The organism is Mesorhizobium sp. M0968 (assembly GCF_040319065.1).
Classification (GTDB): Bacteria; Pseudomonadota; Alphaproteobacteria; order Rhizobiales; family Rhizobiaceae; genus Mesorhizobium.
Genome location: NZ_JAMYNL010000003.1, coordinates 13,133 through 33,323, shown reverse-complemented (window position 1 = coordinate 33,323; position 20,191 = coordinate 13,133). Strand labels below are relative to the sequence as shown.

Genomic DNA, 20,191 nt, shown 5'->3' with positions numbered 1-20,191 from the left:
GGCAGTAGAAAGTTGCAGCTAAGCGTCCAGGAGCGCCGCGAAAAACAAAAGGCCGAACTGCGTTCCGAACTTGTCGACGCCGCGCACAAGCTTGTCCAGGAAGAAGGCTATGACGGCCTCACCATCCGCAAGCTCGCCAAGCGCGTCGGCTATGCGCCGATGTCGGTCTATTCCTATTTCGCCGACAAGCAGGACATCCTGTTCGCGCTGGCCGAGGATGCCTTCGAGACCCTGGCCAGGCGCATCGCAAATCATACGGCCGACGACCCGATCGAGGCGCTCAAGGCGGTGCTTGTCGAATACGCCGCCTTCGGGCTGGAAAATCCCAACGAGTACCGCACCGTGTTCATGACCGAAAAAGTCAAGCCGCCGACCGGCAAGACCTTTGCCGAGATGGAAGGCGGCAACCCGGCGATGAAAGTGCTGATCGAGAGGGTCGAAGCCTGCGTTGCCGCCGGCAGGCTCAAAGGCGATCCACGCGCCATCGCCACCATGCTGTGGGCGGTCGGCCACGGCGCCATCTCGCTGCTGATCACCTTCCCGTTCTACCCGTTCGGCGACCAGACGACGTTCATCACACGGATCGGCGACATCATGCTCGAAGCCATCGCCGCGCACGAGATTGCGCCGCTCACGCCGCCCGTCAACTGCTGAAGAGCGGCGCTCCTCCCGATCTGCAGGATCTTCTCCGAACGATCCGCGCCACAGCGCCGAGCGTTCGGCAATTCTCCGTACGCGTACGATTCTGCTTGAACATCGGGAGTCCAGGGCGTATCTGTACGCAATACCGTACAAGTACGAGAATTCAATAGCTGAACCGGAGACCGACGATGAAGAAGGCAATCCTCACGCTCGCCGCCCTGCTGGCGCTCTCTAGCGCCGCATTTGCCGGCAGCAGTCAGACAGGCAAGCAAGAAGCGGCCTGCATCGACACCAAGGCTGATGTGAAGCTCGATTGCGCGCCGACCGGATCGCTTGAAAAGGCGGACGCCGCGGCCCACAAGGCCGGCAGCAAGGGCCCGAGGCTCGGCATCGGCATCGACCCGTGGATCGTGCCAAGCAGCTTCTGAGCCGACGGGCGACAACACGCGGTGATGAACCGAAAGGGCGGCAGCAATTACCGGCCGCCCATCGTGCTGCCTCAGCCCTGCTTTTTGTCACCCCGCGCAGATCACTTCTTGCGCTTCTGTCCCACCACGCTTTTGGGCTTGCCGGGTCTTGCCGGTGCGCCGGGAATGGCCGTTCCGGTGATCGATACCGGATCGCTGGCCGGGAATGTATCCTCGAGGCCTTCCTCGAGTTCCTCTTCGATATCCGTCCCAGTGCGCTGCTCGTCTTCGAAAGAGCGCACGGCCGGCGTCTTGACCGGCGACTTCGGCGCGGAGTTCGGCGGCATTTGCGTTCTCCCTCGGCTCGCTGTCGCAGAACGGGCGGGCGCGGCGAACATGCCTATGCTGCCGCGTCGCGCGCCGCCTCCGACAGAAAAGTAAAGACATAATCGCAAAAGGAACGCCAGCATTCGACGCGGAACGCGTCGGCCGCCGTGCGCAACAGCACGATTTCGACCTTGCCGAGAATGGTACGCGACGCCGCCCCGACCGGAAAGACGTCGAGCGACAGATCCTGCGGGCAGCCGGCATTGATCGTCGCCGCGGCAGCCGGACCGGTAACCGATATGGCGACGTTGCGGTGCGAGATGCCGACCGCCGAATGCAGTACGGAAATGCTGGCGCAGTCGGCGAGCGGATCTTTTCCGCTCTCGTCGATGACCAGCCATTCGTCCGGCCCGAGCCACAAGGCCGTGCGTCCGGCCTTTGCCGCCGAGGTTTTCGGCCTTTGCGGCAGGACGACGCCGAGCGCTTTCGAAAGTGCCGCAATCGAGGCTTCCGGCGCGCGCAGCGATATGCGCTCGGCCGGCGGCAGCACGGCAAGTGTAACGCCGGCGGCGGAAAGCGACTGGCCGGCGAGAGCTGGACGGCGTTCGACTGAGGGTCCGGCGGCGTCGGTTTTCAAAGCGGCTTTAGCCATTGAGGCGCTCCCCCTTCTCGTCGAAGAACACCATGCCGGTGACCTCCACCTCGATCATCCCGTCCGGCATCGGCACATAGAGCGTCTCGCCCGTGCGATCGCGGCCGCCGGCGACCAGCCCCAGCGCGATCGAGCGGCCGCAATTTTGCGACCAATAGCTCGAGGTGACATGGCCAATCATCTTCATCGGGATTGCCTGCTTCGGGTCCGCGACGATCTGCGCGCCCTCCTCCAGCACCACCTTGGGATCCCTGGTCTTCAGGCCGACAAGCTGCTTGCGGCCCTTGGCGACCAGGTCCGGCCGCGCCATGCCGCGAATGCCGACGAAATCGGTCTTCTTCTTGCCGACGGCCCAGTCGAGCCCGGCATCGTTCGGCGTCACCGTCCCGTCGGTATCCTGGCCGACGATGATGTAGCCCTTTTCGGCGCGCAGCACATGCATCGACTCGGTGCCGTAGGCACAGGCTCCGTGCTTCTGGCCCTCGGCCCATAGCGCTTCCCAGACCGCCTCGCCATAATCGGCCGGCACGTTGACCTCGAAGCCGCGCTCACCGCTGAACGACATGCGAAACAGCCTTGTCGGCACGCCGCAGATCCTGCCTTCGCGCACCGACATATGCGGCAGCGCCTCATCCGACATGTCGATGCCCTCGACCAGCGGCGCAATGATGTCGCGAGACTTCGGTCCCTGCACGGCAATCACCGCCCACTGCTCGGTGATCGAGGTCAGCCAGACGTTGAGATGCGGGAACTCGGTCTGGAGATAGTCTTCCATATGGTTCATGACCCGCGGCGCGCCGCCCGTCGTCGTCGTCACATGGAAACGGTCGGGTGCAAGCCTGCCGACGACACCGTCGTCATAGATGAAGCCGTCCTCGCGCAGCATGATGCCGTACCGGCAGCGGCCGGGCTCGAGCTTCTCCCATGGATTGGTGTAGAGCAGTTCCATGAATTTGGCCGCATCCGGCCCGACCACCTCGATCTTGCCCAGCGTCGAGGCGTCAAACAGGCCGGCCGTCTTGCGCACCGTCACGCATTCGCGGTCGACGGCGGCATGTATGTCCTCGCCCGGCTTCGGGAAATACCAGGCGCGCTTCCACTGGCCGACATCCTCGAATACAGCGCCCTGGCGCTCGGCCCAGGGATGGATCGCCGTCTTGCGGGTCGGGTCGAACAGGGGACCCCGCGCGTGGCCGACGATCGAGCCGAATGTCACCGGCGTATAGGGCGCGCGGAACGTCGTCAGCCCGACCTGCGGGATCGGCTTGCCCAACGTCTCGGCGGCAATCGCCAGGCCGTGCATGTTGGAGGTCTTGCCCTGGTCGGTCGCCATGCCATTGGTGGTGAAGCGCTTGACGTGCTCGATCGAGCGCATGCCCTCATGCACTGCCTGGCGGATGTCCTTGGCGGTGACGTCGTTCTGGAAGTCGACAAAGGCCTTGACCGTCGTATCCGATCCGGCACCGGGTGCTGCACCCAGCATGCCGCGCGACCAGCTCTCGCCGGCGTCGACCTTCGGCTTGGAGCCCTTGGCCGGCCTGCTGCCGGCGTCCTTGGCCGCCTTGGCGCCCGCTGCATAGGCCTCGTCGATCGTCGCCGACAGCCCGTCGGTACCGTTGCAGGCGCCGACCGAGACGCAGTCCTGCGCATAAATTCCGGGCACGAAGCGCTTGGTCTCGTCATTGAAGGCGACCTTGCCGCGCGATTGCGAGAACAGATGCACCGATGGCGTCCAGCCGGCCGACATCAGAATCGCGTCAACCGGGATGGTGCGCTCGCCGCCGCCATTCTTCGGCTGCACGGTCATCGACGACACCCGCAATTTGCCGCCGGCGCGGATCACCGCGCGGCCGAAATTGACCTCGATGCCGAGCGCCCTCGCCTCGTCGATCGCCGGCCCGGTCGGGTTGTCGCGCAGGTCGACGATCGCCGCCACGTTGATGCCGGCCTTTTTCAGGTCGATCGCCGCCGCATAGGCGGAATCGTTCGCCGTATAGACGCCGATATTCCTGCCGACGGCGACGCCGTAATGGTTGAGATAGGTGCGCGCCGCCGACGCCAGCATGATGCCCGGCCGGTCGTTGTCGGCAAACACCATGTGGCGCTCGATGGCGCCGGTCGCCAGTACCACGCGTTTAGCGCGAACCTGCCACAGCCGCTCGCGCGGCAGGTCGCGGCCGGGGTTCTGCAGATGGTCGCTGACGCGCTCGACCAGCCCGACGAAATTCTGCGCGTAATAGCCGAAGGCCGTGGTACGCGGCAGCACGCGGACATTGTCCATCGCGCTCAACTTGGCGAGAGCCGATTGCGCCCAGGAAAAACCGTCTTGGCCTTCGATCTTCGCGCCGCTCTCGAAGCGCAGGCTGCCGCCGAATTCCGCCTGCTCGTCGGCAAGGATGACGCGCGCGCCGGTCTCGGCCGCGGCCAATGCCGCGGCGATGCCCGCGGCACCGCCGCCAAGCACCAGCACCTCGCAATGGGCGAAGCGCGCCGAATAGTGGTCGGGATCCGGCTGGTCAGGAGCGACGCCAAGACCGGCGGCGGCGCGGATCTTGGGTTCGTAGAGGTTTTTCCACGCAGCCTTCGGCCACATGAAGGTCTTGTAGTAGAAGCCGGCCGAAAGCATCGGCGAGGCAATACTGCTGACGGCACCGACGTCGAAAGCGAGCGACGGCCAGCGGTTCTGCGACTGTGCGGTCAATCCGTCATAGAGCTCCTGCACCGTGGCACGCACGTTCGGCGTCTTGCGTGCCGCGTCGCGCTTGATCTCGACCAGCGCGTTCGGCTCTTCGGCGCCGGCCGACAGCAAGCCGCGCGGCCGGTGGTACTTGAACGAGCGGCCGACGAGATGGACGCCGTTTGCAAGCAGCGCCGAGGCCAACGTATCGCCCTCGATGCCGGTATAGGGGCGGCCGTCGAAGCTGAAGCCAGCTATCTTTGCCTGTTTGAGCCGCCCGGCGCCGGCAATGCGGAACGTGGCGCTCATTTGGCGGCTCCCGGCAGCTTTACGGGCTTCGGCTCGCCGGCCTTGTAGGTCATCAGGAACCTGTCGCTGACGGTGTCGCGCACGGCGTTGAAGAACCGCGCGCAGCCATGCATGTGCCGCCAGCGCTCATAGATGATCCCCTTGGGATTGGAACGGATGAAAAAGAACTTTTCAAAATCGTCGTCGCTCTCGCTGGCGATGTTTGGGGAACGCGCGATATGCGCCTCGCCGGCGTTGCGGAATTCGAGCTCCGGACGCTCTTCCTCGCAATAGGGGCAGCGGATGAGAAGCATCAATCGACTTTCTTGGATTTGGTCGACCCATCATGTGCAGAGCCGTCATGTCTGCCACGATTGGTCACAACATTTTCTTCGGCAGGGCGGTCTTCGACGAGCAATCCTACCGCGCGCAAATTCACTTTGGCTCGATCGACATCAGCTTGCGTTCGTGGTCCAGAGAAGGTTCTTGGGGAACCGATATTCAGAAACGCGTTTTTGAGTATTTTCGGTATGGCAAACGCCCACACGCAGAAAAAAGTAAGTACGCCCACAACTACAAACATGGCCAACATGACGGGATCGACCCCGTTAGCCTCATACCCGACTATTCGAACCAAAATCTCCCTGACCACCAACAGCATGAAGAGCACCGTGACGCCCACGAGGGCCAAGCCGAAAAGCATGGTGTGAGTCTTGCGCGTCATTTCGGCTTCAGTGCGCCACCGCTGCCGCCGCCGCCTCGTCGATGAGGCGGCCGGTGCGGAAGCGCTCGATGGTGAAGGGCGCGTTGATCGGGTGCGGATCGTCTCTGGCGATCGTATGGGCAAAGACATGGCCCGAACCCGGCGTCGCCTTGAAGCCGCCTGTGCCCCAGCCGCAATTGACATAGAGGCCGGGCACCGGCGTCTTGGCCAGGATCGGCGAACGGTCCGGCGTTACATCGACGATGCCGCCCCATGAGCGCAGCATCTTCATGCGCGTGAAGATCGGGAACATCTCGCAGATGGCGTCCAGCGTATGCTGCAAAATGTGCAGCCCGCCGGTCTGCGAATAGGAGACATATTGGTCGGTGCCGGCGCCGATGACCAGTTCGCCCTTGTCGGACTGCGAGATATAGGCATGCACGGTGTTCGACATCACCACGCAAGGCACCACCGGCTTGACCGGCTCCGACACCAGCGCCTGCAGCGGATAGCTTTCCAGCGGCATGCGCACGCCAGCCATGTTCATGATCACCGATGAGTGCCCGGCGGCAACCACGCCGACCTTCCTGGCACCGATGAAGCCGCGCGTCGTCTCGACACCGGTGACCGCGCCGTTCGGCGCCCGTTTGACGCCGGTGACCTCGCAATTCTGGATGATGTGGACGCCGCGCGCCGAGGCGCCGCGCGCATAGCCCCAGGCGACGGCATCGTGCCGCGCCGTGCCGCCGCGGCGCTGCAGGGAGGCGCCCATCACCGGATAGCGCGCATTGCGCGAAATGTTGAGCGGCGGGCAGAATTCCTTGGCCTGCTCCGGCGTCAGCCATTCATTGTCGATGCCGTTCAGCCGGTTGGCATGGACGTGCCGCTTCAGGACCTGGATGTCATGGATGTTATGGGCGAGCATCATGACGCCGCGCGGCGAATACATGACGTTGTAGTTGAGCTCCTGGCTGAGCCCGTCCCACAGCTTCAGCGCATGGTCGTAGATGCCGGCGCTCTCGTCGTAGAGATAGTTCGAGCGGATGATGGTGGTGTTGCGCCCGGTATTGCCGCCGCCCAGCCAGCCTTTTTCCAATACCGCGACGTTGGTGATGCCGTGCACGGTGGCGAGATAATAGGCGGTGGCCAGGCCGTGGCCGCCGGCGCCGACGATGATGACGTCGTACTCCTTCTTCGGCTCCGGCGAGGACCATTGCTCCTCCCAGCCCTTGTGACCGCGCATGGCCTCGCGGGCGATGGCGAATACCGAGTATTTCTTCAACGTCGCAGGCCTCGCAAATGGCGGCCGGGCGGATCGGTCGACCCCGGCGCGCGAGCTGTATCACTAGCGAAACGGCGCTGCCAGCCTTGCACTGTTTGCGACGGCGCTTGCCGTTTTGCGCCGTGGTGAAAAAGCCGCATGCGGGCTGGTTGATGCAATTGCCATCCATCACTATCCGTCGCCTGGCGATCGGAGGATTATGGCGGTGGCTAACGTCTGGTGGAATCTGACATTGCGCTTCATGCTGGAACTCGCCGCTTTGCTCGGCCTCGGCATGGCGGGCTGGAGCCTCTCAGCGGGCATGTGGCGCTGGACCCTTGCCGCGGCATTGCCGTTCGTTGCCGCCGCGCTCTGGGGTACGTTCGCGGTGCCGAACGATCCGAGCCGGTCGGGGCGGGCGCCGGTTCCGGTGCCGGGCGGTTTGCGGCTGGTGCTCGAACTCGCCGTCCTGTTCGGCGGCGCTGCCGGATTCCACCTGGCCGGTTACACGACAGCCGGCATTGCCGTCGCCCTTCTGATCGCCGTCAGCTACGCATTTTCGCTCGATCGGCTCGGCTGGCTGCTTAGGCAATAGTCCAGGCCGACACCACCTCGCAGGTATCGGGTGGTCCGCACCGCCCCGATTTGCGACCAAGCATCCAATTGCCGGCCAGAACCGGCGCGAAAAAAGGATGCAGAAAATGTTCACACTCACCAACAAGGTCGCCATCGTCACCGGCGCCAGTTCCGGCATCGGCCGCGCCACGGCAAAGCTCTTTGCCGAGGAAGGCGCCAGGCTCGTCGTCGCCGCCCGCCGCCAGGCGGAACTCGATGCGCTGGTTGCCGAAATCGAAGACGCCGACGGCACGGCTATCGCTCTTGCCGGCGATGTCCGTGACGAGGCCTACGCGAAAGTCCTGGTCGACCTGGCGGTCGAGAAATTCGGCGGGCTCGACATCGCCTTCAACAATGCCGGCTCCGTCGGCAGGATGGGGCCGGTTTCTGAGCTGTCGCTGGAGGGCTGGCGCGAGACACTCGATACCAATCTGACCAGCGCCTTTCTCGGCGCGAAATACCAGGTGCCGGCGATGGTCGAACGCGGCGGCGGCTCGCTGATCTTCACCTCAACCTTCGTCGGCTACACGGTCGGCATGCCCGGCATGACCAGCTATGCCGCGAGCAAGGCCGGACTGATCGGATTGACGCAGGTGCTGGCCGCCGAATTTGGCGCCAAGGGCGTCCGGGTCAACGCGCTGCTGCCGGGCGGCACCGACACGCCTTCGGCGACATTCAACACACCTGAATCGCGGGCGTTCGTCGAAAACCTGCATGCCTTGAAGCGCGTCGCCGAGCCAGAGGAGATCGCCCGCTCGGCGCTTTACCTGGCTTCCGATGCATCGAGCTTCACCACCGGCACGGCACTGTTCGCCGACGGCGGTGTCTCGATCACCCGCACGTGAAGCGTTTCGCGGTTGGCGTCGGCCCGCCAGCCGCAATGTCGGCCGCCAGCCGCAATGCCGGAAAAACCGGTCTTGCTTTTCCCGGCGATTTGACGATTCCGTCTTCTCCTCGAAAACGGGTTGGAAACATGCTGCTGATCAGGACCTATATCGCTGCAAGCGCAATCGAAGGCGTCGGCGTGTTCGCCGCCGAGCCGATCCGGAAAGGGGCGCAGATCTGGCGGCTCGATCCGGACTTCGACCGGCTGATCCCGATGGAAAGATACGAGACGGCGCCGCCGCACCTCAAGGAATTGCTCGACAGATATGCCTATCCCAGTCCGGACCGGCCGGGCTTCATGGTGTATGAGGTCGACAATGGCCGCTTCATGAACCACGCCGACAAGCCGAACACCGACTTTTCGCAATATGGCGGGGCCACCGCGACCCGCGACATCGCCGCCGGCGAGGAAATAACCTGCGACTACGGCGAGTTCTTCGAGGGTTTCGAGCAGCTCCACCTGGCCACGGCGTAGCGGCGCCTATCTGGCCCAAGGCGAATTTTGTTCTTGCTTTGTGCCGGCAGCTATGCTATTAATTTCCCTACGGTGCTGATTCACACCAGCGACCCGCCGCCGAGGCGGGTTTTTTCGTTTCGGGATTCGGCGGCCTCAGGCTTCGGTCTTTTCGGCGGTGAGTTTCACCCCTAAGGCCTTCACCACGCCAAGCAATGTCGAGAGGCGCGGGTCGCCATCGGGGCTCAGTGCCTTGTACAGGGCCTCCCGGGTGACGCCGGCATCTTTCGCCACCTTGGACATGCCACGCGCGCGGGCAACTATGCCGAGAGCATTCGCGATATAGCCGGTATCGCCCGTGGCAAAGGCGTCGGCAAGAAGTTCGGCCTGGGCCTCCGCGCGGCCGAGATGTTCGGCAGGATCAAAAGGCAAGGTCTCGTGGGGCATTTCAGATCTCCTTGGCCATTTCAATGGCCTTCCTGATATCGCGCTTCTGCGAGGACTTGTCGCCGCCGCAGAGCAGGATAACGAGCGCGCTGCCGCGCTTGACGAAGTACAGTCGGTAACCGGGACCGTAGTCTATCCGAAGCTCGCCGATGCCATCGAAGAACTTCACGTCTCCCATCAGTCCGGACTGGATACGTGCCACGCGGATCGCAATCCGCTCGGCCGCCCGCATATCGTTTAGACCCTTGAGCCAGTCCCGGAACTCGGCGGTTTGCTCAACGATGGTCACTCGTGAACTATAGTTCACAGATTGAAAAAATCAAGCCGCCATGTGGGACTGTCGTGCCCGCCCGGACGGCACCGCCTCTCAATCGGCTGTGGACAGAGCCCCTTGATTCTGCTATCAGCCGCCCCAATTCGTGGTGTAACGCGCCGCGGAGGCTTGCGGCTATGGCCGCTTGCCTGTTGATTTCAAACCCGAAAGACAGGATTGCACGTGCAGGTACTCGTCCGCGACAACAATGTTGATCAGGCGCTTCGCGCGCTCAAGAAAAAGATGCAGCGCGAAGGCATCTTCCGCGAAATGAAGATGCGCGGACATTACGAAAAGCCCTCCGAGAAGCGCGCCCGTGAAAAGGCGGAAGCCGTGCGCCGTGCCCGCAAGCTGGCCCGCAAGCGCGCCCAGCGCGAAGGCCTGCTGCCGATGACGCCGCGTCCGGTCGCGGCCGGTGCTGCCGGTGCCGGTGCTCCGCGTCCGCCGCGGTTCTGACGTCAATTTTTCGTCCTTTTCCAAGGATATCCAAGGTGGCGCGATGCGGAATCGCCGCCACCTTTTTGTTGTGAGTTCGACCCGGTCCGAGAGGACCGGTTGGGGGAGATGCCGGTTCGGAGGGGGAACGGACCAGACGGCGCAGTAAGGACAGGGCAGACATGGACGCAATCACCGTAGAGCGCAGAACCGCGTGGCGCGGCCTCGCCCTGACGGCAGCCCTGCTTTCCGGGATGGCGCTTGCCAGCTGCCAGAGTGTTCCGACCGGCGAGTTCAACAACATCGACAAGGCGCAAGGCTCGAGCGAGAACATCTCCTCGCTGTCGGCGGTGATCCAGCGCAACCCCCAGGATCCGGAAGCCTACAATGTGCGCGGCTCGGCCTATGGCCGCGGCGGCCAGTACCAGGCGGCGCTGAAGGACTTCAACACCGCCATCCAGCTCAATCCGAATTTTTACCAGGCCTATTCGAACCGTGCGCTCATCCAGCGCTTCCTCGGCGATCAGGCGAGCGCGCTCGCCGACTACAATCGCTCGATCCAGATCAATTCCAACTATGACGCCGCCTATATCGGCCGCGGCAATCTCTACCGCAGGGCGGGCCGGGTCCAGGAAGCCTTCAACGATTTCCAGAAAGCCATCCAGCTCGACACGACCGATGCGCGCGCCTATCACAATCGCGGCCTGATCTACCAGAGTCAGGGCCAGCACGCCTTTGCCATCGAGGATTTCTCGACCGCCATTTCGTTGGCGCCCGACGCCTCCGAGCCTTACAACGGGCGCGGCCTCTCCTACCTTGCCATGAACGACGAGGACAATGCCTTCGCCGACTTCAACATGGCGATCAAGCTCGACGGCAAGAATGCTGAGGCCTGGTCCAACCAGGCGTTGATCTACGAGCGGCGCGGCGACAAGGTCAGGGCCGCGAAATCCTACCGCGAGGCCGTGCACCTCAATCCGACCTACCAGCCGGCCAAGGACGGCCTGGCCCGCACCAGTGCCGGCTGAGCGGCCGGTTAATCGGGCCTCCGTTTCCGCACTCCGACAACCCTGCGTTTAGCTTCGCCTTGCTGGCGCCAAGTTTTCGGCGGAACGCTCGGCGTGCTCAGCCGTTTGTACAAGGCAATTTCGAAAGGACCCTGCCATGATCAAGAAACTCGCTTGTGCCGCTGTTCTCGCCACGACCGTCGTTGCCGCTCCCGCCAGCGCCAGCAAACTCCAGCTCGGCGTGCTCGACTGCACCATCGACGGCGGCACGGCCTATCTCGTCACTTCCAACAAGGGTGTTTCCTGTGTCTTTCGTCCGCATCGTGGCGGCCCCTCTGAAGTCTATACCGGTGTGATTTCCAAGCTCGGCGTCGATGTCGGCCGGACGCATCAGGGCCAGCTGGTATGGGCGGTTCTGGCGGCGACCCGCAACCACGATGAAGGCGACCTTGCCGGCAGCTACTATGGCGTGAACGCCGAGGCCAGCGTGGTCACCGGTGGCGGCGCCAATCTCCTGGTCGGCGGCCTCGACAGCGCCTTTTCGCTGCAGCCGCTCAGTGTCCAGGCACAGACCGGCGTCAACCTGGCGGTCGCCGTCACCTCGCTCGACCTGATCCACTCGTTCAAATAACGGCGCAGCATGGCTCCCGAGCGGCGGGGAGCGTAGGTGTCGGCCTGCGAATGGCTGCCGAAGGCTCATAGATTCCGGCAGGCCCACTCCGCAGAGGACGGGCCGCCCTGATGTTCAAAGTTGCGGCGCTCGAAGATCACGGCATGGCAACTGTGTTCATGCCGTTACCGTGACCGAAGATTGCGGCGATCCAATATTGCTTGTCTTCGGTCTGACCAGAATCTCAACGCCTCGTGATCGTCCCCCATCGCACAATTTTGAAATCCGCCACGTCAACGGCGATCAAGACCGCTTGATCTCAACTACGGTTGAGGTTCTAGAAGTCCTCCCATACTGCGGCATGTACTCATTTGGACGTGAAGAACGCTCCAATACTTCAGACCAGCAAAGCCTGGGGGACCGGATGACCAAGACAAGCACAAACAGGGTCGACTGGCGCGCGCTGTGGGCGAGCGGCGACCTGGCGCGCTTCTGCTTCATCAGCCTCGGCATCCTGCTGCACGCCACCAACGAAACCATGGTGGCAACGGTCATGCCGGCCATGGTCGGCGAACTCGCCGGCGTGCAACTGGTCGGCTGGTCGCTGGCGATCTACGAGCTTGGCGCCATCGTTGCCGGTGCGGCCGCCGGACGGCTGGTGAGCTATGTCGCGCTGCGTACAAACATGATGGTCGCCGCAATGCTCTATGCCGCCGGCGCGCTGGTCTGCGCCACCGCGCCTTCGATGCCGCTGTTCCTCTGCGGCCGCCTGATCGAGGGGCTCGGTGGCGGCGCGCTGGTGTCGCTGGCCTTCGTCTCGGTCGAGCGGCTGTTTGCCCGCGCGATCTGGCCGCAGCTTTTCGGCGTCATGTCGGCGATCTGGGGCGTCGCCGCCTTCAGCGGCCCCGTGCTCGGCGCGGTCATGACCGAATTGCTGTCCTGGCGCTGGGCCTTCGGCGTCTTCACCCTCGGCGGCACGGCGATGGCGCTGGCAAGCTTCATCGTGCTCGACACACCGGAAGCAACAAGGCCGCAGGCGACGGGCGGCTCGGCGCCGCCCTTTCCCTTTGCGGCACTTGGCTGCCTCGCCGTCAGCGTCGTGCTGATTGCCACCGCCGGCGTCGACATCGCCCTGCTGCGCTCGTCGCTGCTGCTCACCCTCGGCCTGGTCGGCCTGGCGCTGTTTATCTACATCGACGCACTGAAGCCGCGCTCGCGCCTGTTCCCGTCGCGGCTGTTCTCATGGCGCTCGCCGGTTGGCGCGGGCATGACCATGGTCGCCGCGTTCTCGGTGGCGACCTGCTCCTTTACCGTCTACGGTCCGCTGCTTCTGACCAGCCTGCACGGCATTCCGATCCTGACCACCGGCTACATCATCGCCGCCGAATCGATCGCCTGGTCGATCCTGTCGATCCTCGTCGCCAATGCGCCGCCGGAACGCGAGCGGCTGATCATCGTCGGCGGGGCGCTGATGATCGCCACGGGCGTCGCCGGTTTCGCCTATACGGTGCCGGCCGGCTCTATCCCGTTGATCCTGCTTTGTGCCTTGCTGCAAGGCGGCGGTTTCGGCATCGCCTGGCCGTTCGTCACGCGTGTCATCGTGGCATCGGCCAAGGAAGGCGAGCAGACGATCGCCTCGGCCGCTGTGCCGACCATGCAGCGCATCGGTTATGCCGTGGGTGCGGCACTGACCGGCATCGTCGCCAACGCCAGCGGCTTTTCCGAAGGCCTGAACCGTGAGGCCGCGGCAAGTGTCGCCGCCTGGCTGTTCCTGGCGTTTATCCCGCTCGGAATCCTGGGATGCCTTTCCGCCTTGCGGATTTCGGGGGCGACCGACACGAAGCCGGCGAAGCTGTCAATCTCCGTGGGGGAGATTGACTAGACAACGACCGTCTTCATCCGGTCGGCGATCAGCGCCGCGAGCCGCGTCGCCACCTCGTCCTTGCTCATCTCCGGCCATTCCTCGACGCCGGCCTTCGAGACGATCCGCACCTTGTTGCGGTCGCCGCCCATCACGCCCGGGGAACCATCTTCATGGGAGACATCATTGGCAACGATAAGATCGGCGCCCTTTTTTGCAAGCTTGGCCTGGGCATTCCTGACCAGGTCCTGCGTCTCGGCGGCGAAACCGACCACCAGCATCGGCCGCTTTTTGTGATGCCCGACACCGGCGAGAATATCGGGATTTTCCACCATCTGCAGCGCCGGTGGCCCCTCGCCCGCCACCTTCTTGATCTTTTCCCCGGCCGAACTTTGAGTGCGCCAGTCGGCGACAGCCGCGACGAACACTGCCGCGTCGGCCGGCAGCAGTTGCTCGACGGCGTCCTTCATCTCGACGGCCGTTTCGACGTGCAGCGTGGCGACGCCGGCCGGATCGGCAATGCCGACCGGGCCGGAGACGAGACGCACGTCGGCACCGAGCCTGGCCAGCGCCGCCGCAATGGCGTGGCCCTGCTTGCCCGACGACCGGTTGGCGATGTAGCGGACCGGGTCGATCGGTTCATGCGTCGGCCCGGAGGTGACAATGATCTTCCTGCCCGCCAGCGGCTTTGGCCGGCTGTCGAGCAGCGCCTCGATCGCGGCGACGATCTCCAGCGGCTCGGCCATGCGGCCCTCGCCCACCTCGTTGCTCTCGGCCATCTCGCCCTTCGCCGGGCCGACGAATGCGACGCCGTCCTTGCTCAGCGTCGCGCGGTTGCGGCGGGCCGCCGGATGCGCCCACATTTTCGGGTTCATCGCCGGCGCCATCAAAACTCGCTTGTCGGTGGCGATGAGCAAGGTCGAGGCAAGGTCGTTGGCATGGCCATTGGCGAGCTTTGCCATCAGGTCGGCGGTGGCCGGCGCCACGACCAAAAGGTCGGCCTCGCGCGACAGCCTGATATGGCCGATGTCGTGCTCGTCCTGCCGGTCGAACAATTCGGTGAAAACATGGTCGGCCGACAGCGCCCCGGCCGACAGCGTAGTGACGAACTCCTGCGCCGCCGCGGTCATCACCACCCGCACTGCCGCGCCGCGCTCGCGCAGCCGGCGGATCAGGTCGAGCGCCTTGTAGGCGGCGATGCCGCCGCCGATGATCAGCAGGATGCGCTTGCCGGAGAGGATGCCTCGCGGGCTGGAGACGGCGACCACCGGCGCTGCTGGACTCTGCGAACTCGTCAGTTCGCGCAGTGTTTTCTCGATCTGGTCGATGCGACCGGCCGAACCGAACTGACCTTCGACCGCTGCGCGGATCATCACCCGCGCCTGGTCTTCCATCGACCGGCCATTCTCCGCCGCCAGTCGGCGCAGCAGGTCCTTGACCTCGTCATCAAGGTTGCGGATCGTGATGCTGGCCATCTGATTGCACCTTGCCCGGAATTGCCGAGTGCAATGATAGCAATGCAATCACTTTGCAACAAGCGCTAGAAAATACGCCAGGCGATATACACGAGCGTCAATGCGATCACCCACAGCGCCAGCCGGCCGGAGCGGGTGTAGCGCGCCTCGGCCTTGCCGATCGCGCGTGCGGTCCTTTCGTCGAAGCGCAGGCCGTGTTCGGCCATCAGGTCGATCTCACGCGACAGCCGCTCGGTGCGGGCGGCGAGGTCCGGTGCCTGGCGGGCCAGCGCCAGCAGCGCGTTGGCACCGTCGCGCGCATCGGCCAGCAGGGCGCGCGGGCCGAGGTTGCGGGCAATCCAGCCGCTCACCACCGGCTCCGACGTCTTCCACATGTTGAAGGCCGGGTCGAGGGTGCGGGCGACGCCTTCGACGACGACCATGGTCTTCTGCAGCAGCACCAGCTCGGACCGCGTCGCCATGTCGAAGAGGTCGGTCACTTCGAACAGCAGCGTCAGCAGCTTGGCCATCGAGATGGTCTCGGCAGGCTGGCCGTGGATCGGTTCGCCGATCGCCCGGATCGCCTGGGCGAAGGCGGCGACATTGTGCTGGCGCGGCACGTAGCCGGCCTCGAAATGCACCTCGGCGACGCGCTGGTAATCGCGCGTGATGAAGCCATAGAGGATTTCGGCGAGGAAGCGGCGCTCCTTTTTGCCGAGCCGGCCGGCAATGCCGAGATCGACGGCGACGATGGTGCCGTCGGCTTCTATAAACAGGTTGCCCGGGTGCATGTCGGCGTGGAAGAAACCGTCACGCAGCGTATGGCGCAGAAACGACTGAACGAGGTTGGCGGCAATCGCTTTCAGGTCGTGGCCGGCGGCGGTCAGGCCGGCAATATCGTTCATCTTGATGCCGTCGACCCATTCCATGGTCAGCACGTCACGACCGGTGCGCTCCCAGTCGACCGACGGCACACGGAAGCCCGGATCGTCCTTGGTATTCTCGCCGAGCTCCGAAAAAGCCGCTGCCTCCAGCCTCAAATCCATTTCGATCTTGGTAGTCTGGGCCAGCGTCTCCGTCACCTCGACCGGCCGTAGCCGGCGCGACGACGGGATGTACTTTTCCTGCAGCCGGGCGGCGAGGAAATAGCTTTCGAGATCGCGAAAGAAGCGGCGGCGCACGCCCGGCCGGATGACCTTCACCGCCACTCGCCTAACGACGCCGTCCTGCAGGGTTTCAGCGGTATGGACCTGGGCGATCGAGGCGGCGGCGACGGCCTCGCCAAAACTGGCATAGAGCTCACCGACCTTGCGTCCGAGCGATGCTTCTATCGCCGCTATGGCCTCGGCCTTGGGAAAGGTCTGCATCTTGTCCTGCAGCATGGCAAGATCAAGCGCGATATCGTTGCCGACGACATCCGGCCGTGTCGCCAGGAACTGGCCGAGCTTGACGTAGGATGGGCCGAGCCGCACGACCGCCTTGGCCAGCCTGTCGCCGCGCTCATAGGCAAGCGCCCGACGGCGGGTGAATAGCCGGGCCATGCGCCAGCCGAATTTCGGCAAGCCGAAGAGCTCGTCACCGGGCAAAGCCGCGATGACGCCCTCGCGCACAAGCACCCAGCCGGCCCGCACGAGCCTGAAACCAGCGCCGATGCTGCTCATGGCTGGCTTTGCCCTGCCGGTTTCCTGAACTGGCGCAAGGCACGTCGGAAAATGCGGGCCAGCCTCAAAGCTTCCAGCCCGAATGAAGCGCGGCGATGCCGCCGGAATAATTGCGGAACGAGGCGCGCTCGAAGCCTGCGCGCGAAATCATCGCCGCGAAATTCTGCTGATTGGGAAACTTGCGGATCGATTCGACCAGATAGGAATAGGGCTCGTCATCGCCGGTCACCACCTTGCCGATCCGCGGAATGGCGTTGAACGACCATGCTTCATAGACCTTGTCGAGCAGCGGCATCTCGACCTCGGAGAATTCAAGGCAGAGAAAGCGCCCGCCAGGCTTCAGCACGCGATAGGCTTCGGCAAGCGCCACATCGATGCGCGGCACGTTGCGGATGCCGAAAGCGATGGTGTAGGCGTCGAAAGTAGCGTCGGCAAAAGGCAGTTCCTCGGCATTGGCTTCGACGAAATCGGTATTTGCCGACAGGCCTTTTTTCTCGGCCCGGTCGCGGCCGACGGCGAGCATCGAGCCGTTGATATCGAGAACCGTTGCATGAGCGTGCCTGCCGCTCGCCTCGACGATGCGGAAGGCGACGTCGCCGGTGCCGCCGGCAACGTCGAGAACGCTCCAGCCCGGCCGCTTCGGTGGATTGAGCCAGGCGACCATGGCGTCCTTCCACAACCGATGCAAGCCGGCCGACATCAGGTCGTTCATCAGGTCGTAGCGGTTCGCCACCTTGTGGAAAACATCATTGACCAGGGACTGCTTGTCGCCTGGCCCTACCCGCTTGAAACCATAGGAGGTTTCCATGCCGCCCGCAGCAGTGGTTCTTTCAACCGACATCGTTTTGATCCGCCATAAAATCGGCGGGACCATAGCCGATCGATGGTGCGGGCGCTATTGTTTAAGGCGCGGTGTTCGGCCGCGCTTCGAAGCAGGTTCCGGAAAAGTGTCACACGGTTTTCCGACAGGAACTTGCGTCATAAGAAAAAGCCTGACGGGATAATTGAATGCCTTTGAAAGCAGAACTGCACTGCCACATCGAAGGGGCAGCGGCGCCTGAACTCGTCCTCCGCCAGGCTGAGAAATACGGCAAGGATGCCTCGCCCTACATCCAGGACGGCTCCTTCGTCTGGCACGACTTCACCTCTTTCCTCGCCGCCTACGACTTCTCGTCGGACCTGTTCCGCACCGAAGAAGACTATGCGCGGCTGGCCGACCATTACCTGACCAGCCTCGCCCGCGACGGCGCCATCTATTCCGAGGTTTTCACCTCGCCCGACCATGCCAACAAGGCCGGGCTGTCGCCAAAGGCCTATACCGACGCGCTCGGCGAAGGCATGGCCCGCGCCAAGGCGAAGACCGGCATCGAAGGCCGCATGATCGTCACCGGCGTGCGCAATTTCGGTGTCGAATCGATCGAGCGGGCGGCGCGTTTCGCCGCGCGCTGCGGGCATCCGCTGGTGACCGGTTTCGGCGTCGCCGGCGACGAGCGGATAGGCGACCTGGAAGATTATGTCAGGGCCTTCGAGATCGCCCGCGAGGCCGGCCTCGGCATCACCGTCCATGCCGGCGAATTGATGGGCTGGGAGAGCGTCGAGGCGGCACTCGACCACATCCGCCCGTCTCGCATCGGCCATGGCGTGCGCGCCATCGAGAACCCCGAGCTTGTGCGGCGCATCGCCGACGAAGGCGTCGTGCTCGAATGCTGCCCTGGCTCCAACATCGCCCTGAAAATCTTCGACAGCTTCGCCGACCATCCCTTCCCCGCCTTGCGGGCAGCGGGCTGCAAGGTGACGCTCAACTCCGATGACCCGCCCTATTTCTGGACCTCGCTGAAACGCGAATACGACATCGCTGCCGAGCATTTTGCGATGGACGACAAGGCGCTCACCGCCGTCACCAGGACGGCCATCGAGGCAGCCTTCGTCGACAGGAAGACCAGGGCGGCGCTGCTGGGCAGGCTCGGCGCCAAGGGCAGGTGAATGGTGAATGGTTCACCCGGCGCTTCGGTCCGTCAGCCGCGAGTTTGTCCGCGCAACCAAGGACTCGCAAACCAGTTCACTATTCACTATTCACCATTCACCATTCACTTGCGCAGTTGGAGAACACCATGAAGGGCGTCACCGTCGTCGACCATCCGCTTGTCCAGCACAAGCTGACCATCATGCGCAAGAAGGAAACCTCGACGGCCGGCTTCCGGCGGCTGCTGCGCGAGATCTCGCTGCTGCTCGGCTACGAGGTCACCCGCAACCTGGAACTGACGACGACGACGATCGAGACGCCGATCGAGACGATGGAGGCGCCGACGCTGGAGGGCAAAAAACTGGTCTTCGCCTCGGTGCTGCGCGCCGGCAACGGCTTGCTCGAAGGCCTGCTCGATCTGGTGCCTGCGGCGCGTGTCGCCCATATCGGCCTCTATCGCGACCATGAGACGCTGGAAGCGGTCGAGTATTTCTTCAAGGCGCCGGGCGACCTCGCCGACCGGCTGGTGATCGTCGTCGATCCGATGCTGGCGACCGCCAATTCGGCGATCGCGGCGATCGACAAGCTGAAAGGCCGCGGTGCCACCAACATCCGCTTCCTCTGCCTGCTGGCGGCACCAGAGGGCCTCGAGCGGTTTACCCAGGCGCATCCCGATGTTCCGGTCTTCACCGCTTCCATCGACCGCCAACTCAACGAAAAGGGCTACATCATGCCGGGTCTCGGCGATGCCGGCGACCGCATGTACGGCACCAAATAGATCCGTTTACCGATTGTTTACGCAAACGGCTGGTTTCCGCATTCGTTAAAGCGGCAGACACCATGTCGGACTAAGGATCGGCAACCACAAAGGCCGGTCCATGCTGCGCAAGCTTCTCATCCTTGGCGTGTTTGCCGGAACGTCGGCATCGCTGCCGATCGTGTATCAGTCCAATTCACAGGTAATCGAGCGGCTGTTGAAATCCGCCATCGGAGCCAGGCCGGCCGACACACAAACCGACCTGAATCTCGCCGCCGTCCCGGACAGGCCGGCAACGCCGCAGCCGCTCGGCCGCAAGGTCGTCGTCACCGCGGACGCGCGCGGGCATTTCATGTCGCTCTTCAAGTTGAACGGTCGCCAGGTCGACGGCATGATCGACACCGGTGCGACGCTCGTCGCCATCAACACCTCGACCGCGCGCAGGATCGGCATCTCGCTCAATTCGACGGACTTCAGCCATCAGGTCAACACCGCCAATGGTGCGATCAAGGCCGCCGTGGTGACGATTGATCGCCTGCAGATCGGCAAGATCACCGTCGAGGGCGTCGAGGCCGTCGTGCTCGACGACAGGGCGCTGCACACCAACCTGATCGGCATGAGCTTTCTGCAGCGGCTCGAAAAATACCAGGTCGAAGGCGGCAAGCTGCTGCTGGTTCAGTAGAACGTGATCCCGAACCGCAGGTCCGCGCCTGCGAAAAGTTGGGGACCAGTCTTCGGACAAGATCGTGGTCCAAAGAAAGATAGAACCCAT

The 20,191-nt window shown here is 63.8% G+C and carries 23 protein-coding genes; 12 read left to right on the top strand and 11 right to left on the bottom strand.

From position 1 onward, the window contains the following. Positions 1–12: 12 nt before the first annotated feature. Both NKH67_RS05685 and NKH67_RS05680 read left to right on the top strand, forming a co-directional pair. Positions 13–654, top strand: a complete 642-nt coding sequence (locus tag NKH67_RS05685) for a TetR/AcrR family transcriptional regulator (protein ID WP_352469491.1) — start codon at positions 13–15, stop codon at positions 652–654. A gap of 176 nt (positions 655–830) precedes the next feature. Continuing rightward, the gene (locus NKH67_RS05680; protein ID WP_352469490.1) at positions 831–1,070 is read left to right on the top strand and encodes a DUF680 domain-containing protein; all 240 of its coding nucleotides are present in this window, start codon (positions 831–833) and stop codon (positions 1,068–1,070) included. Positions 1,071–1,171: 101 nt separating this feature from the next. Here the strand turns inward: NKH67_RS05680 and NKH67_RS05675 are convergent, their stop codons facing one another. The 6 genes from NKH67_RS05675 to NKH67_RS05650 are packed head-to-tail and all read right to left on the bottom strand — an operon-like array spanning position 1,172 to position 6,978. Further along, positions 1,172–1,396: a hypothetical protein gene (locus NKH67_RS05675; RefSeq protein WP_023675341.1), complete on the bottom strand. Its 225-nt coding sequence runs from the start codon at positions 1,394–1,396 to the stop codon at positions 1,172–1,174. 53 nt (positions 1,397–1,449) lie between these two features. After that, positions 1,450–2,028, bottom strand: coding sequence for a sarcosine oxidase subunit gamma (locus NKH67_RS05670; protein WP_352469489.1), 579 nt, complete (start codon positions 2,026–2,028; stop codon positions 1,450–1,452). Then, entirely contained in the window at positions 2,021–5,014 is a 2,994-nt protein-coding gene (locus NKH67_RS05665; protein WP_352469487.1) for a sarcosine oxidase subunit alpha, read from the bottom strand. Before NKH67_RS05665 ends, NKH67_RS05670 begins: the two co-directional genes overlap by 8 nt. Continuing rightward, positions 5,011–5,307, bottom strand: coding sequence for a sarcosine oxidase subunit delta (locus NKH67_RS05660; protein ID WP_023675338.1), 297 nt, complete (start codon positions 5,305–5,307; stop codon positions 5,011–5,013). The genes NKH67_RS05665 and NKH67_RS05660 overlap by 4 nt, the downstream gene beginning before the upstream one ends. Continuing rightward, positions 5,307–5,717, bottom strand: a complete 411-nt coding sequence (locus tag NKH67_RS05655) for a hypothetical protein (protein WP_352469486.1) — start codon at positions 5,715–5,717, stop codon at positions 5,307–5,309. Before NKH67_RS05655 ends, NKH67_RS05660 begins: the two co-directional genes overlap by 1 nt. Before the next feature lie 7 nt (positions 5,718–5,724). Next, on the bottom strand, positions 5,725–6,978 hold the full coding sequence (locus NKH67_RS05650; RefSeq protein ID WP_352469485.1) for a sarcosine oxidase subunit beta: 1,254 nt from the start codon (positions 6,976–6,978) through the stop codon (positions 5,725–5,727). A 205-nt stretch (positions 6,979–7,183) separates the two neighbouring features. Here NKH67_RS05650 and NKH67_RS05645 point away from each other — a divergent pair, with 205 nt between their 5' ends. The 3 genes from NKH67_RS05645 to NKH67_RS05635 all read left to right on the top strand — a co-directional run bounded on the left by NKH67_RS05645 (position 7,184) and on the right by NKH67_RS05635 (position 8,932). Continuing rightward, on the top strand, positions 7,184–7,552 hold the full coding sequence (locus tag NKH67_RS05645; protein ID WP_352469484.1) for a DUF2568 domain-containing protein: 369 nt from the start codon (positions 7,184–7,186) through the stop codon (positions 7,550–7,552). 106 nt (positions 7,553–7,658) lie between these two features. Next, positions 7,659–8,417, top strand: a complete 759-nt coding sequence (locus NKH67_RS05640; RefSeq protein WP_352469483.1) for an SDR family oxidoreductase — start codon at positions 7,659–7,661, stop codon at positions 8,415–8,417. Positions 8,418–8,545: 128 nt separating this feature from the next. After that, on the top strand, positions 8,546–8,932 hold the full coding sequence (locus NKH67_RS05635) for an SET domain-containing protein (RefSeq protein WP_352454023.1): 387 nt from the start codon (positions 8,546–8,548) through the stop codon (positions 8,930–8,932). A 135-nt stretch (positions 8,933–9,067) separates the two neighbouring features. On the opposite strand, the gene NKH67_RS05630 is transcribed toward NKH67_RS05635, so the two are convergent. Both NKH67_RS05630 and NKH67_RS05625 read right to left on the bottom strand, forming a co-directional pair. Continuing rightward, a complete protein-coding gene (locus NKH67_RS05630) occupies positions 9,068–9,358 on the bottom strand; it encodes an addiction module antidote protein (RefSeq protein WP_352448268.1) in 291 nt (96 codons plus the stop codon). Position 9,359: 1 nt separating this feature from the next. After that, complete coding sequence (locus NKH67_RS05625) at positions 9,360–9,647, bottom strand: type II toxin-antitoxin system RelE/ParE family toxin (protein WP_352448269.1); 288 nt, start codon at positions 9,645–9,647, stop codon at positions 9,360–9,362. 207 nt (positions 9,648–9,854) lie between these two features. On the opposite strand from NKH67_RS05625, the gene rpsU reads away from it, so the two are divergent. The 4 genes from rpsU (at position 9,855) to NKH67_RS05605 (ending at position 13,605) form a co-directional block, all read left to right on the top strand. Then, positions 9,855–10,127, top strand: a complete 273-nt coding sequence (gene rpsU, locus NKH67_RS05620) for a 30S ribosomal protein S21 (protein ID WP_023675331.1) — start codon at positions 9,855–9,857, stop codon at positions 10,125–10,127. A 161-nt stretch (positions 10,128–10,288) separates the two neighbouring features. Continuing rightward, the gene (locus NKH67_RS05615; protein ID WP_352469482.1) at positions 10,289–11,134 is read left to right on the top strand and encodes a tetratricopeptide repeat protein; all 846 of its coding nucleotides are present in this window, start codon (positions 10,289–10,291) and stop codon (positions 11,132–11,134) included. A 136-nt stretch (positions 11,135–11,270) separates the two neighbouring features. Continuing rightward, entirely contained in the window at positions 11,271–11,744 is a 474-nt protein-coding gene (locus tag NKH67_RS05610; RefSeq protein WP_352469481.1) for a DUF992 domain-containing protein, read from the top strand. Positions 11,745–12,147: 403 nt separating this feature from the next. Then, positions 12,148–13,605: an MFS transporter gene (locus tag NKH67_RS05605; protein ID WP_352469480.1), complete on the top strand. Its 1,458-nt coding sequence runs from the start codon at positions 12,148–12,150 to the stop codon at positions 13,603–13,605. Here NKH67_RS05605 and coaBC read toward each other — a convergent pair. From coaBC to ubiE, 3 genes are all read right to left on the bottom strand, one after another. Next, complete coding sequence (gene coaBC, locus NKH67_RS05600; protein ID WP_352469479.1) at positions 13,602–15,059, bottom strand: bifunctional phosphopantothenoylcysteine decarboxylase/phosphopantothenate--cysteine ligase CoaBC; 1,458 nt, start codon at positions 15,057–15,059, stop codon at positions 13,602–13,604. The genes NKH67_RS05605 and coaBC overlap by 4 nt on opposite strands. Before the next feature lie 65 nt (positions 15,060–15,124). Then, complete coding sequence (ubiB, locus tag NKH67_RS05595; protein ID WP_352469478.1) at positions 15,125–16,699, bottom strand: 2-polyprenylphenol 6-hydroxylase; 1,575 nt, start codon at positions 16,697–16,699, stop codon at positions 15,125–15,127. Between the two features lie 64 nt (positions 16,700–16,763). Continuing rightward, positions 16,764–17,540: a bifunctional demethylmenaquinone methyltransferase/2-methoxy-6-polyprenyl-1,4-benzoquinol methylase UbiE gene (gene ubiE / locus NKH67_RS05590; protein WP_352469477.1), complete on the bottom strand. Its 777-nt coding sequence runs from the start codon at positions 17,538–17,540 to the stop codon at positions 16,764–16,766. A gap of 167 nt (positions 17,541–17,707) precedes the next feature. On the opposite strand from ubiE, the gene NKH67_RS05585 reads away from it, so the two are divergent. The 3 genes from NKH67_RS05585 (at position 17,708) to NKH67_RS05575 (ending at position 20,101) form a co-directional block, all read left to right on the top strand. Then, positions 17,708–18,682: an adenosine deaminase gene (locus NKH67_RS05585; protein WP_352469476.1), complete on the top strand. Its 975-nt coding sequence runs from the start codon at positions 17,708–17,710 to the stop codon at positions 18,680–18,682. A 128-nt stretch (positions 18,683–18,810) separates the two neighbouring features. Beyond that, positions 18,811–19,440 (top strand): uracil phosphoribosyltransferase, encoded by a 630-nt coding sequence (upp, locus tag NKH67_RS05580; protein WP_023675320.1) that lies wholly within the window; start codon positions 18,811–18,813, stop codon positions 19,438–19,440. A gap of 100 nt (positions 19,441–19,540) precedes the next feature. Then, the gene (locus tag NKH67_RS05575; RefSeq protein ID WP_352469475.1) at positions 19,541–20,101 is read left to right on the top strand and encodes a TIGR02281 family clan AA aspartic protease; all 561 of its coding nucleotides are present in this window, start codon (positions 19,541–19,543) and stop codon (positions 20,099–20,101) included. Positions 20,102–20,191: the final 90 nt, after the last annotated feature.

Excerpts from the sequence above, each read along its gene's own strand:
- NKH67_RS05610 (WP_352469481.1), top strand. The coding sequence starts at position 11,271 with ATGATCAAGAAACTCGCTTGTGCCGCTGTTCTCGCCACGACCGTCGTT.
- NKH67_RS05655 (WP_352469486.1), bottom strand. The coding sequence starts at position 5,717 with ATGACGCGCAAGACTCACACCATGCTTTTCGGCTTGGCCCTCGTGGGC.
- NKH67_RS05605 (WP_352469480.1), top strand. The coding sequence starts at position 12,148 with ATGACCAAGACAAGCACAAACAGGGTCGACTGGCGCGCGCTGTGGGCG.
- NKH67_RS05635 (WP_352454023.1), top strand. The coding sequence starts at position 8,546 with ATGCTGCTGATCAGGACCTATATCGCTGCAAGCGCAATCGAAGGCGTC.
- NKH67_RS05630 (WP_352448268.1), bottom strand. The coding sequence starts at position 9,358 with ATGCCCCACGAGACCTTGCCTTTTGATCCTGCCGAACATCTCGGCCGC.
- NKH67_RS05585 (WP_352469476.1), top strand. The coding sequence starts at position 17,708 with ATGCCTTTGAAAGCAGAACTGCACTGCCACATCGAAGGGGCAGCGGCG.
- NKH67_RS05575 (WP_352469475.1), top strand. The coding sequence starts at position 19,541 with ATGCTGCGCAAGCTTCTCATCCTTGGCGTGTTTGCCGGAACGTCGGCA.
- NKH67_RS05680 (WP_352469490.1), top strand. The coding sequence starts at position 831 with ATGAAGAAGGCAATCCTCACGCTCGCCGCCCTGCTGGCGCTCTCTAGC.
- NKH67_RS05665 (WP_352469487.1), bottom strand. The coding sequence starts at position 5,014 with ATGAGCGCCACGTTCCGCATTGCCGGCGCCGGGCGGCTCAAACAGGCA.
- ubiB (WP_352469478.1), bottom strand. The coding sequence starts at position 16,699 with ATGAGCAGCATCGGCGCTGGTTTCAGGCTCGTGCGGGCCGGCTGGGTG.
- NKH67_RS05670 (WP_352469489.1), bottom strand. The coding sequence starts at position 2,028 with ATGGCTAAAGCCGCTTTGAAAACCGACGCCGCCGGACCCTCAGTCGAA.
- upp (WP_023675320.1), top strand. The coding sequence starts at position 18,811 with ATGAAGGGCGTCACCGTCGTCGACCATCCGCTTGTCCAGCACAAGCTG.
- NKH67_RS05675 (WP_023675341.1), bottom strand. The coding sequence starts at position 1,396 with ATGCCGCCGAACTCCGCGCCGAAGTCGCCGGTCAAGACGCCGGCCGTG.
- NKH67_RS05660 (WP_023675338.1), bottom strand. The coding sequence starts at position 5,307 with ATGCTTCTCATCCGCTGCCCCTATTGCGAGGAAGAGCGTCCGGAGCTC.
- coaBC (WP_352469479.1), bottom strand. The coding sequence starts at position 15,059 with ATGGCCAGCATCACGATCCGCAACCTTGATGACGAGGTCAAGGACCTG.
- ubiE (WP_352469477.1), bottom strand. The coding sequence starts at position 17,540 with ATGTCGGTTGAAAGAACCACTGCTGCGGGCGGCATGGAAACCTCCTAT.
- NKH67_RS05640 (WP_352469483.1), top strand. The coding sequence starts at position 7,659 with ATGTTCACACTCACCAACAAGGTCGCCATCGTCACCGGCGCCAGTTCC.
- NKH67_RS05615 (WP_352469482.1), top strand. The coding sequence starts at position 10,289 with ATGGACGCAATCACCGTAGAGCGCAGAACCGCGTGGCGCGGCCTCGCC.